Here is a 17427-nt window from a genome sequence, read left to right as displayed (position 1 = left end):
CGCGCTTCAGTCAGCAGCAGGGGCGCGTCGTCCACGCCGTGTGCAACGAGCGCATCGCCGAGCTCGAAGCTGCCGCGAAATAGCCTTCGCTTGCCTACCCAATCTGCTGAATGCCTGCCGCCACGCCGAAATTATGCGTCAGTCGGTGATGCCATCCCGGCCTTCGATTGCCATCAAAGTCGCAGTCAAGAACGCGATCAGCCTGAGCGCGCCGTCCTTTTCCGCAAACACTTCGGCCTGTGCGAGCGTGAGCGTCTTGCCCGCTTTGAGAACCTTGCCGCGGGCAATGAAGCGGTCTCCCACCGCCGGAGCAAGGAGATTGATCTTAAATTCTGTCGTCAGAACGCCCCTGCCGGGCGCCATCGTGCTGAGCGCGGCATAGCCGGCGGCCGTATCGGCAACGGCGCTGATCGCACCGGCATGGACAAAGCCATGCTGCTGCGAAATCGCGGGGCTTGGAGGCAGGGAGATTTCCACGGACCCACGAGAGATGTCCCCAAGTCTTGCGCCAAGGGTGCTCATTAGCCCCTGTTTGGCAAAGCTTGATCGGATGCGCGCCAGGTTTGCGGGGTCGTCAGTCTCTTCCATTTCGGCACATTGGCGGGATGCCGCGACGCGCGCAACTGGCCGCTCGTCGCCATGATGTTGCGGAGCGAACCAGACGATCTCGCACGGAACAAGACGTGCGTCTGCGCGCTTGTCGCTCGCCTTATGGGTACTGGACGCCGGCCCCACGCCCCCGTGGGTCGGCGTCCTTTCCCAATTCCTGATGCGTAAATCAGCCGTTGAGCCGGTCCTTGACCGCCTTGGCGGGGCTGAACGTGAGCTTATTGGAGGCCGCAATCTGCATCGCAGCGCCGGTTGCCGGGTTGCGGCCTTCGCGCGCCGGAGAGGCCTTCACCTTGAACTTGCCGAAGCCGTTCAGCGACACTTCCTCTCCCTTGGCAGCGGCATCGGTGATCGCGGCGAACACCGCATCGACGACCTTGCGCGCATCGGCCTTGGTGGTTCCGAGCGTCTCGGAAAGCGCTTCGGCGAGGTCGGCATTGTTCATGTCTGAGCATCCTTTTGTTGTGGGAAAGCCCGTCTGACGATCTGCGGAATCGCTGTCAAACGAACACGTCGTTAACGCGGGAAAATGCCCGGAAAGTATGCCGAAAGCATCACCTTCGATCGTCGTCATGCTGCAAAAATGCTGCGCAGCATGACCTGTTTCCGATCCGTCTTCGCGTCCATTCCATTCGAAATGTCGTCCACCGCCGTCCAGCAAAGCGAAAAGCGCCACCCCCTAATCAGAGGGTTGCCGTACACGTCCATGCGCGTCCGGGACAGGATCGGTCTGTCCTAGGGCTGGAAGGCCGCGGGCGGGTATGAAGCGGGTTGGGGGAATGCGAACCCGGCGGGTACCATGTATTCCAGATCAACCACGGCAACGATACCTCCGTGGGATCGCTAACCGACCGCTTTATAGTACCCAAAGCCGCCCTTCCTGCAAGTCAAGCACCGTTCGGCGCGCAGTTCGATCTGCTTGCAAAGACCCCAGCGGGCATCCGGGCTCGGGTGACCAAGACTATGCCCGCGCAGCCTTTCTCAGTGGTTAAAATAACGACATACAGATACTGATACCGGATTCGATTACTGCCGCCTCCAATGCGACGTACATCATGTTGGACGGCACGCGCCGCTTTTATCGGCAGATGAGCGATTAGCCTGAAATAGATGAACCGATGGCGGCTATCAGACGGCAGCGTTAGCCTTTGAACGACCGCTATGTCGGCGGGGACCATCGTAAAGACCTGCCTGACGCCACCTACGCAGAGCGTGTGAGGCTAAGAAAAAGGTACATGGTTTGGGAAGTGAACTGAACGGCCCGAATTTGACGGTACTTTCGACGGAACGACGCCCACGCTCACGCCCGGTCTTATTATACGCAATGTTCACGCTAAAAAATATATGTATTGGATTTCAATATCTGAATTGGAAAGTCACGCCATAGGTAGCAGGCATACCTGCGATCTTGGCGACATAGTCCGTCAGGTGCGTGACATTGTTATAGTAGTATTCGTTCGTGATATTGCGTCCCCAGATCTGTCCGCTCCAGCGGCCGTCGGCGGACTCGAGTCCCAACCGGGCATCGAGCAGCGTGTAGGCCGGCAATGTAAACGCCGGGGTGTTCCCGAACGTGCCGGGACTGCTGCTATGATATGTTACGGCACTACCGACCATGACCTGCATTCCGCCGCTGCCGATCGGGAAGCGATACTCGGCGTCACCCACAAACTGCCATTTCGGCGTATTGGGGAAGGTCTCGCCAAGGTAACTCGTGGGGACGCCATAGGGATCACGCGGAACAGCCGGCGCAACAGGATCGCGCAGCACCTTTGATCGAATATAGGTCAGGCCGGACTTGAGGCGCAGACCCTTCGTTGGCTGCAGTGTGACGTTCGCTTCAAAGCCATAGACTTTGGATTTCGGAATATTGACCAGCTGCGGTAGAGGGCCGAACACTGGGGTTAGAACGATTCCCTTGAGCTGTTTTTCATCGTAATCATTATAGAAGGCGGCGAAGTCGGCGCTCAGCACACCCCCGAATGTCGTGAAACGGGTGCCGGCCTCATAAGCCAGAACCGCTTCCTGCGTTACCGGCGTGAACTGGCTGGAGAGGATCGCAGGCACAAGGGCGTAGCTGCCGGACTTGTAGCCTTTGGTCACATTTGCATAGGCCATTACATTGGTATCGAATTTGTAATCGATACCGGCGCGCCATGACAAATTGTCTTCATCCAGCTCCGATTTCGCAAGGCCGGGCGCGAAGGTCGCGGCATCCAGCGTGACGCAGCCGAAGGCCGGAATGCTGACCGGCGTTCCGGTAAACAGGCCGCCGAGAAATTCGAACGCCGTGGCCGCGGTAACGCCAACCGGGCCAAGCCCCTCGTCCTTTATGCAGCCGGAAAAATCTCGCTTCTGAGACGTGTAGCGTACCGCTCCCTGCAAGGTCAGCTGATCAGTGACATGCACGTCCAGACTGCCAAATGCCGAAAGCGTATCCACCTTCTGATCGGCAATCTGGCCGAGCCGTGTGAACAGGAACGGGCCGATCTGGTTGTTGGTGCCCTGATTGGTAGTGATGGTCGATTCGGCGGCGTTTTCGTATTGGTAATTGCCGCCGATCATCCAGTCGATCATACCCGAACTGCCCGCGAGGCGCAGCTCCTGGGCGAACGTTTCGAGATCGGAATCATGCGCGTCGATACCGAAGGCGCTGAACGCCGTTCCGTCGATGTCCATGGGTGAACTGCCCTTGAACCGGTTATAGGCGGAAATGGACGTCAAGCTGACATCATCGGAAAGCGACCAGTCGACATGCAGCGACGCCTGATGAAAGCGATCATTGCGGGCATAGTCCCGACCCACGTCCCAATCCGCCTCGCGGGCGTTGTTCCGCGCGAGGGGCGACGCCTCCATCGCATCGGCGATATATTGCGTGAGCGGGGTCACGGCTACGGCCGGTGCGAAATCCACAAACTGCGCCGCCTGCGTTTCGCCCTTGTCGCGCCATGCCGACAGCGCCAGCTCGAAGCTCAGGCTCTCGCTTGGTTTCCAGTCAAAGATCGCTCTGCCGTTGAGAAAGTCCTTCTTTCCCAGTCGGTCGGATGGCCGCGTGCGACTATATTGCCAACCGTCGGAAAACTCTCCCTGCACAGCGATACGCGCAGAGAGCGTATCCGCGATGGGCCCGCTCACAAAACCGTTGAAGCTGATCTCGTTGAAGCGCGCAAAGCCTACACTGGCGCCCACATCGAAAACGTCTGTCGGCTTGGCCGCAATGAAGTTTATGGCGCCACCCGTTGAGTTCATACCGAAAAGCGTGCCCTGCGGCCCCTTAAGGACTTCGACCCGCTCAAGATCGAGCATGGCGCCGCGCGACATCACGGAATAGGGCAGCGCGACCTGATCGATATAGACCGTGACAGCCGGGCCGGCCGATGTCGAATTGTCGTTGTAACCGATACCGCGAATTGAAAAGACCGGTGTTCCGAAGGCGCCCTGTTGATAGTTGAAGCCCGGCACCGCCTGCACCAGCTGCGCGGTATCGACGATGCCCGCGCGGCTGAGCGCGTCGCCAGTTACAACCGAAATCGACATGGGCACGTCCGCAAGGCGCTCAGAACGCTTCTGCGCAGTGACGACAATTTCCCCAATATCCTCGAAACCTTCGCCGGGAACGGATTGCGCCAATGCAGCGGCGGTCGGCAAGACAGCAAGCGCGGAAACCCCGGCGCAGAACTTCGAGACCTTCACGGACATGTTTCCTCCCCCAATGGCTATCTATGTTCTTTTTTTGCATGTCGATTACCAACACGCTTTCATTACCGCACGCGAACAAGGAAGCCTGCACGCGCTTTCAACGGCATGACAAAACCCTACGCACGCTCCAACTCACATTATACTCATCTGGAGTATCGGTTCGGCTCGAACGGGCGTCAGCTCTGACCGTCATGACTTTTCGGCGATCATGGGTGCGACGAGCGCCGCAAATCGCGTACGCACTTCTTCTTGCCATTCTGGGTGCGTCAGTATGTAGAGATCGCCTGCAAGTGCCTGATCGAGAATAATGGCAGCGGCGGCCTCCGCCTGCAGGACCCGGCTGAGTTCAGGGCGGAAGCGCGGCCCTTCTCCCGATCCGCTTGCAGGCTGGATTGCTGTGGCTATCCAGCCCGGACATGCAACCGAAACGACGACACCCAAAGGCGCGAGTTCCTCCCGCAGTACTTCTGAAAGTCCGACCACCGCAGACTTGCTTGCGACATAGGCGGCGAAGCCGGGCAACGGCACCAATCCGGCAACGGACGCAATGTTGACGATATGAGAGTTCTCCTTCGCGGCAGCCATGCGCGGCGCGAAGGCCCCGACGCCGTGGACGATTCCCATCAGGTTGACATCGATGATCCGGCGCCACCGGTCCACGGGCATCGAAAGTGCAGGTCCGAAGTCGGCGATACCGGCGTTGTTGATCAGAACATCGCAACGCCCGAATGTCTCGAAGCAAATGTCGGCAAGCCGTTCGACCGATCCACAATCGGCAACGTCCACCGCCGCCGGGGTGGCGTCCCCGCCTTGCTCTGTGATTGCAGCACAGACCCGAACGGCGCTCTCGTAATCCAGATCCGCGACGAGCACCTTTGCGCCCGCCGAAACGAGGCCTTCGGTAAGGGCCTTACCGAGGCCGCTCGCACCGCCCGTCACGACACCGACACGACCGTTCAGCCCAGCGACGCCTTTCATCGGCCCGTGAACTGCGGCGTACTGCGATTCTGAAAAGCCTCCACGGCGATCCGATGATCTTCCATCAACATCGTCAGATTCTCGTAGGCCGCCGCGCGATCAATGATTGCATTTGCCGTGACCTTCAAGCCAGCGTTTATCGACGCCTTGGTCCATTTGATTGCGTGGGTGGCGCCTGCAGCCAATCGATCAGCCATGGCGCGGACCTTGGCATCCATCTCCTCGATTGACACGGCCTCGGTTATCAGGCCGATCGCCGCGGCTTCCGCGCCGGAGATAGGATCGCCGGTCAGCAGATAGCGTTTCGCGCGGGCATAGCCGATCAGCTGCGGCCATATGACGGCTCCACCGTCGCCGGCCACCAGGCCGACAGCCACGTGGGGATCGGCAAAGCGTGCATCAGGTGTCGCGTAAATGAAGTCGCAGAACAGCGCCAGCGAGCAGCCAAGCCCGACTGCCGGGCCAACGACGCGCGCGATGACCGGCACCTCCAGATCGAGCAAATTGTTCTGGATACGCCGATCGTTTTCTATTGCCGCAGCCGTAGCGGCAGGATCCGCCTGCAAGGCGGCGAGCCAGCCTATGTCACCCCCCGCGCTGAAAGCCTGCCCCGCGCCGGTAAGGACGACCACGCCGACGTCCGGATCGCGCGCAATGTCCGCGAAGATGCGGGAGAACTCATCGTGGAGCAGTGGGTTGACAGCGTTCCTCACCTCCGGACGGTCGATTGTGACGGTCAGTACCCGTCCTTCTTTTTCGATATTGAGCCCTTTGTAACTTGAATAGTCCATGATCTTCCTTTCGGATCAGGCAGGTGTTTCTTCAAGAAATCTTCGTATCATTTCGGGCCGTAGTTCGTGCTTCTTGACCTTGCCCGAACCGGTGACGGGCAAGGCATCAACAAACGCGAAATAACGTGGCACCTTCCAACGTGAGACACGCTCCCGCATCCACGATCGAATTGCCTCCGTATCGGGCGCCGACCCCGATGCGGGCCGGATCACGGCGCAGAGTTCCTCGCCATACTTCTCGTCGGGAAGGCCGATGACCGCGACCTCGTTGATGTCGGGATGTTGCAACAGGAAGGATTCGATTTCCGCCGGGTACAGATTCTCCCCGCCGCGAATAACCATATCCTTCAGACGCCCGACGATGGCCACGTAGCCATCTGTGTCCATGGTCGCGATATCGCCGGTACGCAGCCAGCCCTCCCCATCGAACGCCTTGGCGCTTTCATTCGGATCGCCGTAGCCGATCATCTTGCCGGGACCGTCCACGCAAAGCTCGCCGGGCTCTCCGCAGGGCTGTATCTGCCCGCACGCGTCGACAACCTTCAGGCTGACGCCGGGAAGGGCGAGACCGGAACTGTGAATTTTTCGTTCCGATGGATCGCCGGGCCTTACCGTCGCACAAACACCGCAGCTTTCGGTCTGACCATAGCCGTTGAGCATCTCCACGTTGAAGAAATCTTCGCAGCGGCTGAGAAAAGGCGCCGGAACCGCGGCACCGCCGACGACAATCCTGCGAAGGGCAGAGAGATTCCGTCGCCGATGCGGATCAGCCTCCATCATGGCGGTAAGCATAGAGGGCACGCCGATAAAGCCGGTGCAACGCTCACGTTCCAGAATATCAAGCGCCTCGTCGGCCTTGAAAATATAGATGGGGAGGGTCGTGGTGCCGTTCATCAGCGCGCCCGGTGTGGAATTCCCGGATCCGCCGACATGAAACATTGGAAACCCGTGGCAGACCCTATCTCCCGCACCAAATCCCCACGCCGCGTAGGATAAAGTACCGATCGTTACGATCGGACCATGGGGTAACAGCGTCGGCTTGGGCAACCCGGTCGTCCCCGACGTATACTGAATCATTAGAAGATCGTCTGCCTGCACCTCCGGCAACGGACCGCTCAAGGAAACGAACGCCTCCATCCGGTCGACATCATCACCGATATGATACAGCCCACGAAGCCGGGGCAAGCTGCCCCTTACCTGTTCTATGATGGGGCGCATGGCTTCGCCGCCGGCGGTCCCGTCGTGGAAAACTGCGACGGCATCAGAAGCCGCCAGCGCGTATTCGAGCTCCGCTGCACGGTAAAGCGGATTCAGTGCAACGAGGACCATGCCCGCCTTGGCAATAGCGAATTGCAGCAGAATCCAGTTCGGGTGATTGGGTGCCCATATGGCTATGCGTTCGCCCGTGCGATAACCCGCGCCGATCAGCGCCTGGGCAAGTTTCGTCGAGCGTTCATGCAGCTCGGAAAACGACCAGCGGACCTCGGCAACGCTCGATTGACATGCGAAGACGACGGCCTCCGCATCAGGCCACCATGCAGCGGATCTGGCAAGCGCACGCCCGAGCGGGAGATGCTCACAGACTTCCGCCACCGCCGCATCGGCGGGCCAAAAGGATTGGCTGAGCGGCACGTTTCGCCTCCTCGCTTCCGGACAAGGTCCCGCTGGGAACTTCAAGGTCTCCGAAATAACGCGGGCAGACGGCTTCACGTGCTCGCATACGGCTCACCCTCATTCATATTCAGGTTCATGCGATTGCGGCGATGCGCACCGCGCATTTATAAGCTGTCACGGCCTCGCCCCCTCCCGCAGACCTGAGAAAATCGAATGGATGATCTACCCGACGCCATAAAGGACTGGATCGGCCGCGTGACGGTTGTTGTGGACCACGTTGTTACGGTGGAGCAGGGTCTCTGGACCAATTTCTGTGTCGCCATAGAAGACGGCAACCTCCTTTACTGGGATTATCCTGCATCGCGCGACCATACCGAAACCGTTATCGCGCCGCCCGCCATGCTACCGAGCTGGGCCATCGAACATGCGTGGACGCCTGGACGCGACCGACCGACAATGCGCACGCTGGAACTGCATTTCATGGTCAAGGACGCGCTTGGGCTGCGCAACGGAATCGTGACGGAAGTCGAACTTGAATTTCACGCGCCCCTGCGCGCGGGAGAATCCGTGCGCGCCGAACAGATTCTTCGCTCGGTCAGCGAGGAAAGGGAAACGCGGCTCGGCATCGGCCGCAACTGGGAAATCGACGTCGTCTACCGCAAGCCGGATGGGAGCCTTGCCGGTATCCAGCACCTTCATTTCCTCGCTTACGGGAAGCTCGATTCATGAACGAGACGATGAGAGGAACGATCGCTCCACAGGTGGGCGACAGGTTGCCCGAACTCGTGATCCGCATAACGCGAAAATTGATTATCGCTGGCGCCACAGCCAGCCGGGACTGGCAGCCCCAGCACCATGACAAGGACGCGGCGCAAACCGCGGGCCTCTCCGACATCATCATGAACAATTACACGCAGGCCGGCCTTATCAGCCGCTATGTAACCGATTGGAGCGGGCCTATCGGTCGCATCGGACGACTGAAATTCACGATGCGACGTCCGATCTATCCCGATCGTGATGTGCGTTTCGGCGGCAGCGTCGTTGCTGTCGACGGCGACGACGGCCAGATTTCCTGGGTCAAGGTGGATATCACTTTGAACGACGGTGATACGCTTCTGACGGCGGCATCCGTCAGGTTCGCTTTGCCTGCGTACATCAGCGCGAAATCGCCCTGGCATTGCCATCCGGCGGAGTGGCGTCCCTGAGGCCATGATCGAATAGGAAATGCGAGCGGCAACCGAGTTGAGGCGCTCTGAGGCAACCCGCACAGTCTGCATCGCAGTAAGCCCGCGGAGCCCTTAGAAGCGTATGGAATTAGACCTCTCAGCAGAACAGCTCCTGCTCCAAGATACGGTGCGCCAGCTCTGCGAGAATTGCTTTCCGCTGACCGCGCTGCGCAGAATCGAGACCGATCCCGACGGTCTTGACCGAACATTCTGGACGCAACTGTGCGAAATCGGCGTGCCTTCCATGCCCATCGCGGCCGAACATGGCGGCCTCGGTATGGGAATGCTCGATACAGCGCTCGTGTTCGAGCAACTGGGGCGTCAGCTGGCTACCACGCCTCTGTTGACGAGTTCGCTTACCGCCGCGTCTTTGCTGGCTTCATCGGAGCAAACGAAGAGCCGGGACCATTGGCTCGGCCTTATCGGTCAGGGCGGGATTGTATCGGTTGCGGCCGATGAACCAGACGGATCTTTGCATATTGCCGAAACCCGCACGTCGTTTGAGAGAACTTCGGATCGCATTCGTCTTTCGGGCGTAAAGCACTTCGTCCCGTTTGCCTCAATCGCGGAGGGCTTTCTCGTCCTTGCGCTCGATGCGACGAGCGGCAAGCCCGCGTTGGTGATGATTCCCCGCGATACATCCGGCATTACGATCCGACGGCAAGAAAATCTCGCGACCGAACCGTATTTCCGGATCGAACTCGCCGATGTCGAACGACCGACAGACGACGTTCTCGTGATGCATGATTTTCAGGAACACTGGCGGAAAACAAGCGCACGCGCTTACATCGCCATGGCGGCACAAGCCGTGGGAGCGGCGCGACATGCGCATGAAATCAGCCTCCGCTATTCAAAGGAACGGGAAGCGTTCGGTCAGCCGATCGGTGGCTTCCAAGCGATCGCCCACTATCTGGCCGATGGGATCGTGGAGATCGAGGGGTGTCAGACCCTCTTTCACCAGGCCGCGTGGCTGCATGACCAGGGATTAAGCTTTGAAGCGGCGGCAGCAATGGCGAAATTGCAGGCCGGGGCCATGTTCCGCCGCATCTCCGCCATGACCATCCAGATCCACGGAGGACTCGGCTACACGACGGAAGCGGATCCCCAGCTTTTCTTCCGCCGCGCCAAGCAGTGGCAGCTGCTGAATGGGGACGATTCCTTTCTTGAAGATGAGATCGCCAGGCTGACCATCGATACGGCATTCGCTGATGTTTGAGACAATCGACTATCGTGTCGAAAACGGCATTGCACTATTCCGCCTGAACCGGCCGGACCGTTCGAACGCCATCGACCAGCGCATGAACATGGAGCTGCCACAGGCGTGGGAGCGCTTCCGCACGGATCCATCGGCCATCGTCGCCATCGTGACCGGCAGCGGCGACAAGGCGTTTTGCACGGGCGCGGACCTGCACGACCTGCCCGCGCTCGACGATCAAGCGACGGCAGCGGACGCTATTCGCTGGACGAGTCTTCAAAACCGCGTCTGGAAGCCGGTCATCTGCGCCGTGAACGGCCTCACCGTGGGAGGCGGCCTGCACTTTGTCGCCGATTCCGATATCGTACTTGCGAGTCGTTCCGCCGAATTCTGCGACAGCCATGTCAGCGTCGGGCTCGTCTCAGGCTTGGAACCGATCACTCTGGCGCGGCGTATGCCGATGGAGGCAGTGCTGCGGCTCGCACTGGTAGGCCGCGACGAACGCATGACCGCCGAACAAGCGCTCCGCCTCGGCATGATCGGTGAGGTGGTGGAGGCCGACGCACTCATGCCCCGCGCCTTCGCAATCGCGCGCAGCATCACGAAGAACTCCCCGAGCGCCATGGCACGAACAAAGCGCGCGATCTGGCGTTCGCTCGAACTTCCCCTTCATGATGCTCTGGAACGCGCGTGGGAGGATATTGCCCGGCACAATCGGGAAGCCGATTTTGCCGAAGGCTGCGCAGCCTTTGCGGAACGGCGCAGCCCAATCTGGCAGCCATGGACCGGCGAAGACGCGGATGCATAATCCCCCCACCATATCCGTCGAACGGATCGGAAGCGTCGGCGTTGTCACATTCAACCGACCCGGTCGGCTCAATGCGTATACGCCCCATATGGGAGACGAACTGGTGGATGCCTTCCGCACCTTATCCGCCGATACGGCGGTCGGGGCGATCGTCGTTACCGGCTCGGGCCGCGCCTTTTGCGCGGGCGCGGATCGGGACTTTCTGAACGGACAGCCGAGCCGAACGGGCAAACAGATCGGCGAGGAACACTTTATCGCGGGCTTCGCCGAAGAGCTCTTCTCCTTGCACAAGCCCACCATTGCCGCCGTCAACGGCCCGGCCGTGGGGATCGGCGTGACCATGCTGCTGCCCTTCGATTTTCGGATCGCGGGAATGCGTGCCCGGTTCGGTTTCCCATTCGCCGGCCTGGGTTTGATGCCGGGCATGGGCTCCACCTATCTTTTGCCGGCGATCGTCGGCCCGGCACAGGCGAAACAGATCCTGCTTCTCGGCAAGACCATAAACGCGCAGGATGCTCTCGATATCGGCCTTGTCCATGAAGTTGTCGACGACAGCGCACTGTTCGACCACGCACTCGCGCTTGGCGTCCGACTGGCCGAGCACGACAGGTCTGTGCTCGCCGGATGCAAGCGCGCCTTGAATCACCAAAGCGTGGCCGCGCTCCGCGAAGCTGTTCAGCGGGAGCGGGAAGAAACCCGGCGTCTCGCAGAGAACCGGCCCCGCACCACGGATCGCGTCGACGGGAGGCCCTGCTCGTGATGCACGAAATCCCCTTTGACGACATTCCCGCGCTCGAGACGCGCATATCGAATGAATATGGCCCGTGGAGCGAGGCGCTCGATGTGCCGCAATCGATGATTTCTGCCTTCGCGGAAATGACCGGCGACCGGCAATGGATTCATGTCGATGTCGAGCGCGCCGCGAAAGAGAGCCCATTCGGCATCACCATCGCACACGGCTTTCTGGTGCTCGGGCTTTCCGCAGTCATCAAGAACAGCGCCGACTATGTAATCGTGGGTCATGGCAGCGCCCTCAACTATGGGCTCGAGAGGGTGCGCTTCATTGCCCCGGTTCCGGCCGGATCACGGATTCACGGGCGGACCCGCATGGTCCGTGTCGCTGAGGAAAAGGGCGGGACAATGCTGACCGTTCAGGTCGCGATTCACATCGTCGGCTCCGCGAAACCCGCGCTGTGTTTCGACTGGCTCCTCCTTTACCGGGGGTGAAGACAGGAACGACGATGATCGAGACCATTCCCCTGCCTGTCACAGACAATCCTGTTGACGCCGGTTTCTGGCGCGGTTGTCGCGACGGCAAGCTGCTGATCCAGTCTTGCATCGACTGCGGCCACGCACAGCACCCACCCCGCGCGATGTGTCCCGTCTGCCGGTCGACCGATCTCGGTTGGCGGGAGGCTTGCGGCACCGGGCATATCTGGTCGTTCACGGTCGCGCATCCGCCGCTTCTACCGGCCTTCGCAGCCATTGCGCCTTATGCCGTCGCCCTGGTTGAACTCGATGATTTCCCGGGCATCAGAATGGTCGGTGCGATGATGCCGGATGGCGCATCCGCGCTGGGTGGAGTCGATCCCGCGACGCTCTCCATCGGCGGTCCTGTGCGCGTCGGCTTCGTGTCGATGGCGGAGGACGTGGCCTTACCCTGTTGGACGCCCACGAACACGGCTCTTCCGAAGGACAGGATATCATGACAGTCAAAGCGCTCGGTTACATCGGCCTGGGGAGCAGAGATCCCGGCGCCTGGCTTCGTTTCGGGGTCGATATGCTCGGCATGATGCCGGCGCGAGCGATTCCCGGCGAGGGATGGGGCACCGCGGTTGACGGGCGCGTTCCCGGCGTCGCACGCGATGGCACCGTTTTTCTCAAGATGGACGACCGCCAATGGCGCATCGCCGTTCATCCGACCGACGGTAGCCGCGAGCTCCTGTATCTCGGCCTGGAACTGGATGACCATATCAGCCTCGAACGATGCGCCGTGGTGCTGCAGGACGAAGGCTATGCCGTCCGGCACGCCCGGCCGGAGGAAGCGCGATCGAGAGCGGTCACCGGCCTTTTCTTCTGCGAAGATCCGTCGGGCAACGCGCTCGAGTTCTTCTATGGGCCCACGACCGACTATAATTTCGCGTCTCCGGTTCCCGGGCAACGCTTCGTCGCGGGCCATCTCGGCCTTGGCCACGTCAACCTGTTCCTCGATCGGCAGGCCGCCTGCTTCGATTTTTACACACGCCTGCTGGGCTTCAAACTCTCGGACTACATCCGATACGGAGACGAGGCCGCGCTGCAATTCCTGCGCTGCAACCCACGTCATCACAGTCTTGCCATGCTGGATTTCGGCGTGGGCAATGTGTTGCAACACCTGATGGTCGAGATGGAAACCATTGACGATGTCGGCAAGGCCCTCGATCGCGCAAAACGTCTAGGCTTTCTGGTGGTGAGTGCGCTGGGGCGCCACCGGAATGACGGCACGCTCTCGTTCTACATGCGCTCGCCGGGGACGGTCGACGTGGAGATCGGTTGCGAGGGCAAGATTCTCGACGAAACCTGGGCAGCGAACGAATTTTGCGAGGGCGACGTCTGGGGGCATGACGGTCTTGTCGAAGCCGTGATCGAGTCCGGCGAGAATGCGCGCCGCCGCGCTGGGACCGGTTCGGAGTGAAGGCCGTGGGCAAGATCGACACCGACTATCGACTGGACGACCGTTATACACGAACTGGAGGCCGGGTTTTTCTGTCCGGCTCGCAAGCGCTTGTACGTTTGCCTATGATGCAACGGCAGCGGGATCTCGCTGCCGGCTTGAACACAGCAGGCTTCATCTCGGGCTACACGGGCTCCCCCCTCGGCGGTTACGACATCGCGCTTGCTCAGATTCCAGAACTGTTGGCCCGGCACCACATTCATTTCCAGCCGGCGATCAACGAAGATCTCGGTGCGACCGCCGTCTGGGGTTCGCAGCAAGTCCATCTGGCCGGGCAGGCACGCTACGACGGCGTATTCGGAATCTGGTATGGCAAGGGGCCGGGCGTCGACCGATCGGGAGACGCGCTCAAGCACGGCAGCTATTCCGGTTCCGCTCCGAAAGGCGGGGTGCTCGTTCTCGCGGGCGATGACCACGGCGCGAAATCATCCACGATCGCGCATCAGAGCGACCACGCCTTTATCCATTTTGCCATGCCCTACTTCAATCCGGCAACGGTGCAGGATTATCTGGATTACGGTCTGCACGGGTTCGCCCTCTCCCGCCATTCGGGATGCTGGGTGGGCATGAAGTGCGTCACCGACACGATTGAAAGCAGCGCATCGGTTGATGTCGATCCCGATCGCATTCGTATCGTTTTGCCGCAGGTTGATGCGGGCGGGACGGGGCTCAACACGCGCTGGGGCGTTCCCGCGCTCGTTGCGGAGAAACGACAGTATCAAGAACGGCTTCCTGCCGTGCTCGCCTACGTCAAGTTGAACGGTCTCAACCGCACAGTTGTGGCGTCCCCTGCCCCACGTCTGGGCATCGTTACCACCGGGAAGGCTTTCCTCGACGTGATGCAGGCGCTTGAAGACCTCGGGCTCAGCCTGATGGATTGCGAAACCATCGGCCTTTCCGTCTTCAAGATCGCAATGCCGTGGCCGCTGGAATCCTCTTCACTTATCGACTTCGCCGTGAACCAGCAGGAACTGCTCGTCATCGAAGAGAAACGCCCGGTCATCGAGGAGCAGATCGCCCGGCTGTTGGTAAACCTCACACAGCGGCCCCGCCTTTTCGGCAAGCAGGACGAAAATGGGTTGCCGCTGGTGCCTGCCGAGGGCGAACTCGCTCCGCGCCTCGTCGCAAAGATCATCGGTGAAAGGATCGCCGCGCTTACAGGGGACGAGCGCGTTTCGCGCGCGCTGGATCGGATCCGGCGGGCAGATGCCGACACTGCGACCTCCGGGGCTTCGCTTGTCCGCCTGCCCAGCTTTTGCGCAGGCTGTCCGCACAATCGGTCTACCAAGGTGCCGGAAGGCAGCATGGCATTCGGTGGGATCGGCTGTCACGGCATGGCGACATTTCTCCCCGAACGCAGCACCCCGACTTTGTTCCAGATGGGCGGCGAAGGGGCATCCTGGATCGGAATGGCTCCCTTCACAGAGCGACCGCACATCTTCCAAAATCTCGGTGACGGAACCTACTATCACTCGGGCTTGCTGGCGATCCGCGCCGCAGCCGCGGCGAACGTCAACATCACATACAAGATCCTGGTCAACGACGCGATCGCGATGACCGGTGGCCAGGAAATCGCGGGCAAGATGCGGGTCGACGTTTTGACGCGCCAACTGGAAGCCGAGGGCGTCCGGGCCATCGCGGTGGTATCCGATCAGCCAGAATCCTACCCAAAGGATGCGATCTTCGCGCCGGGCACCACCATCCATCATCGACGCGAACTGGACGACGTGCAGCGACGGCTGCGCGGCGTTTCGGGCGTCACCGCGATCATTTATGATCAGAACTGCGCGACCGAACTGCGCCGCCGCCGCAAACGCGGCCGGGCTGTCGATCCGGACCACCGCCCTTTCATTAACAGCCGGGTCTGCGAAGGCTGCGGTGACTGCTCGGTACAGTCCAACTGCATCGCCATCGAACCGGTCGAGACGGATTTCGGACGCAAGCGGCGCATAAACCAGTCCGCCTGCAACAAGGATCTTTCCTGCCTCGACGGCTACTGCCCAAGCTTTGTGACCGTCAAGGGCGGTCGCCTGCGGAAACGGGCCGGCTCGGGTTCTATGTCCAATGGCGAGCATATCGCCGCGACCCTGCCGATACCGGCGTGCGCGCCGGTCGAAACGCCTTTCAATCTGTTGATTACGGGCATCGGCGGATCAGGCGTGGTGACGCTCGGCGCCATTCTGGGGATGGCCGCTCATCTCGAAGGCAAGGGAAGCTCGGTTCTGGATGTGACGGGACTTGCCCAGCGCAATGGCCCCGTCACCAGCCACGTACGCATCGGGGCTTCCCCCGATGCCCTTCACGCGACCCGCATAGGCCAGGCCGATCTCGTGATCGGGAGCGATATCGTGGTGACCGCCAGCCCTGCCGTGCTGAACATCCTTTCGCCGGGGCACACGCGCGCCATCATCAACAATCATGTTTCGCCGACATCCGATTTCGCTACCAATCCCGACCTCAATCTCTCCGCCGGGGCCATGGAGGAGATGATCCAGACGCGCGCGGGCGAGGTAGAATTCATTGAAGCGAACAGGATCGCTTATACTTTGATGGGCAATGAAGTTGCGGCCAATCTCATGCTCGTGGGCTATGCGGCGCAGCGCGGCTGGCTGCCGATTTCGATCGCAGCGATCGATCGCGCGATCGCACTCAACGACGCATCCGTGGAGATGAACCGGCAGGCGTTAGCGTGGGGACGAATCGCGGCGGTGCAGCCCGAGCGGCTTTCGAGCCTCGTCTCACCGGCTCCCGAAAATCGTGAAAGCACAAATGTCGAGCAGATCGTCGAACGAAATGTCGCGGAGTTGTGCGCCTACCAGAATGCCCGTTATGCTGAACGCCATCGCCATCTCGTCACCATCGCCCGCACGGCAGAGACGCGGCTGGGCGCGGACAGCACGGCATTCACGCGAGCGGTCGCCAAGAACCATTTCAAGCTGCTCGCGTACAAGGACGAATACGAAGTCGCCCGGCTGCTGACCGGCACCGCGTTCGCGGCCACGCTCTCCGAGACATTCGATGGCGAATTCCAGATCGAATATAATATGGCTCCGCCTTTCCTGCAGCGGCGCGATCCGCGAACAGGGCGTTATCCCAAGCGCCGTTTCGGCGCATGGATGACGCCGGTTCTGAAACTTCTGGCCCGCGGCAAAGGGCTGCGCGGCACGGTTTTCGATCCCTTCGGCTATGCCGCCCACCGCCGTGCGGAGCGGGCACTGATCGTCGAATATGAACGCGATATTATCACGTTGGCCGATGAACTGACGCCGGATCGCCTCGCGCTGTCCGTGGAAATCGCGTCCCTGCCGGAAGGGATACGCGGCTTCGATACGGTGAAGGAGGCGTCAATGGTTGAGGCGCGGCAGAAGAAGCGCTTGCTCGAACAGGAACTGGAGGGTGCGGTGAACACCGCCGCGCGGCAGAACGATGGAAAACAGCATGAACAGGCTTGAGGGCAAGGCCGCCGTTGTCACGGGCGGAGGACGCGGAATCGGACGCGGCCACTGCCTGCAGCTCGCCGCCGCGGGCGCGAAGGTAATCGTCAACGATATGGACGAAGAGGTTGCCGAAACCGTCGTCACGGAGATTCGCGGGGCGGGCGGGATCGCGGAAAGCGGCGTGATCGGTATCGATAGCCGGGCAGGCGCCGAAGCGCTGATCGCGCGATGCATCGACCACTTTGGCCATATCGACATTCTCGTCAACAATGCCGGCAACTTGCGCGACCGAACGTTCCTCAGAATGACGGACGAAGAGTTCGATGCGGTCTGGACGGTTCATGTCAAGGGCACCTT

Annotated in this window: 16 protein-coding genes; 10 read left to right on the top strand and 6 right to left on the bottom strand. The window is 60.7% G+C overall.

The features are described from left to right. Positions 1-138: 138 nt before the first annotated feature. From H2052_RS16760 to H2052_RS16735, 6 genes are all read right to left on the bottom strand, one after another. Positions 139-735 (bottom strand): PaaI family thioesterase, encoded by a 597-nt coding sequence (locus tag H2052_RS16760; RefSeq protein ID WP_293784354.1) that lies wholly within the window; start codon positions 733-735, stop codon positions 139-141. Positions 736-778: 43 nt separating this feature from the next. After that, positions 779-1054 carry an HU family DNA-binding protein gene (locus tag H2052_RS16755; RefSeq protein WP_293784351.1) on the bottom strand — a complete coding sequence of 92 codons (276 nt, stop codon included), beginning with the start codon at positions 1052-1054 and terminating at the stop codon, positions 779-781. 911 nt (positions 1055-1965) lie between these two features. After that, the gene (locus H2052_RS16750) at positions 1966-4308 is read right to left on the bottom strand and encodes a TonB-dependent receptor (protein WP_293784349.1); all 2343 of its coding nucleotides are present in this window, start codon (positions 4306-4308) and stop codon (positions 1966-1968) included. A gap of 189 nt (positions 4309-4497) precedes the next feature. Next, the gene (locus tag H2052_RS16745; RefSeq protein ID WP_293784347.1) at positions 4498-5286 is read right to left on the bottom strand and encodes an SDR family oxidoreductase; all 789 of its coding nucleotides are present in this window, start codon (positions 5284-5286) and stop codon (positions 4498-4500) included. Continuing rightward, a complete protein-coding gene (locus tag H2052_RS16740) occupies positions 5283-6077 on the bottom strand; it encodes an enoyl-CoA hydratase/isomerase family protein (protein ID WP_293784345.1) in 795 nt (264 codons plus the stop codon). The genes H2052_RS16745 and H2052_RS16740 overlap by 4 nt, the downstream gene beginning before the upstream one ends. A 15-nt stretch (positions 6078-6092) precedes the next feature. Further along, complete coding sequence (locus H2052_RS16735; protein WP_293784342.1) at positions 6093-7709, bottom strand: AMP-binding protein; 1617 nt, start codon at positions 7707-7709, stop codon at positions 6093-6095. Between the two features lie 195 nt (positions 7710-7904). Here H2052_RS16735 and H2052_RS16730 point away from each other — a divergent pair, with 195 nt between their 5' ends. The 10 genes from H2052_RS16730 to H2052_RS16685 all read left to right on the top strand — a co-directional run. Then, positions 7905-8420 (top strand): MaoC family dehydratase N-terminal domain-containing protein, encoded by a 516-nt coding sequence (locus H2052_RS16730; protein ID WP_293784339.1) that lies wholly within the window; start codon positions 7905-7907, stop codon positions 8418-8420. Next, positions 8417-8896 (top strand): MaoC/PaaZ C-terminal domain-containing protein, encoded by a 480-nt coding sequence (locus tag H2052_RS16725; protein ID WP_293784336.1) that lies wholly within the window; start codon positions 8417-8419, stop codon positions 8894-8896. The genes H2052_RS16730 and H2052_RS16725 overlap by 4 nt, the downstream gene beginning before the upstream one ends. 103 nt (positions 8897-8999) lie before the next feature. Beyond that, on the top strand, positions 9000-10133 hold the full coding sequence (locus tag H2052_RS16720) for an acyl-CoA dehydrogenase family protein (protein ID WP_293784333.1): 1134 nt from the start codon (positions 9000-9002) through the stop codon (positions 10131-10133). Then, complete coding sequence (locus H2052_RS16715) at positions 10126-10920, top strand: enoyl-CoA hydratase-related protein (RefSeq protein WP_293784330.1); 795 nt, start codon at positions 10126-10128, stop codon at positions 10918-10920. The genes H2052_RS16720 and H2052_RS16715 overlap by 8 nt, the downstream gene beginning before the upstream one ends. After that, positions 10913-11680, top strand: a complete 768-nt coding sequence (locus H2052_RS16710) for an enoyl-CoA hydratase-related protein (RefSeq protein WP_293784393.1) — start codon at positions 10913-10915, stop codon at positions 11678-11680. The genes H2052_RS16715 and H2052_RS16710 overlap by 8 nt, the downstream gene beginning before the upstream one ends. Further along, the gene (locus H2052_RS16705; protein WP_293784390.1) at positions 11680-12147 is read left to right on the top strand and encodes a MaoC family dehydratase; all 468 of its coding nucleotides are present in this window, start codon (positions 11680-11682) and stop codon (positions 12145-12147) included. Before H2052_RS16710 ends, H2052_RS16705 begins: the two co-directional genes overlap by 1 nt. Positions 12148-12161: 14 nt before the next feature. Beyond that, positions 12162-12629, top strand: coding sequence for a Zn-ribbon domain-containing OB-fold protein (locus tag H2052_RS16700; RefSeq protein WP_293784327.1), 468 nt, complete (start codon positions 12162-12164; stop codon positions 12627-12629). Further along, entirely contained in the window at positions 12626-13594 is a 969-nt protein-coding gene (locus H2052_RS16695) for a VOC family protein (RefSeq protein WP_293784324.1), read from the top strand. The genes H2052_RS16700 and H2052_RS16695 overlap by 4 nt, the downstream gene beginning before the upstream one ends. A 5-nt stretch (positions 13595-13599) precedes the next feature. Then, positions 13600-17085 (top strand): indolepyruvate ferredoxin oxidoreductase family protein, encoded by a 3486-nt coding sequence (locus H2052_RS16690; protein ID WP_293784321.1) that lies wholly within the window; start codon positions 13600-13602, stop codon positions 17083-17085. Continuing rightward, on the top strand, positions 17072-17427 hold a 356-nt coding region (locus H2052_RS16685; protein ID WP_293784318.1), incomplete at its 3' end, for an SDR family NAD(P)-dependent oxidoreductase. The genes H2052_RS16690 and H2052_RS16685, both read left to right, overlap by 14 nt.

The organism is Sphingosinicella sp. (genome assembly GCF_013911755.1).
Taxonomy (GTDB): Bacteria; Pseudomonadota; Alphaproteobacteria; order Sphingomonadales; family Sphingomonadaceae; genus Sphingosinicella.
The sequence above is the reverse complement of the archived record's forward strand: the minus strand, read 5'-3'. Positions and strand labels throughout refer to the sequence as shown.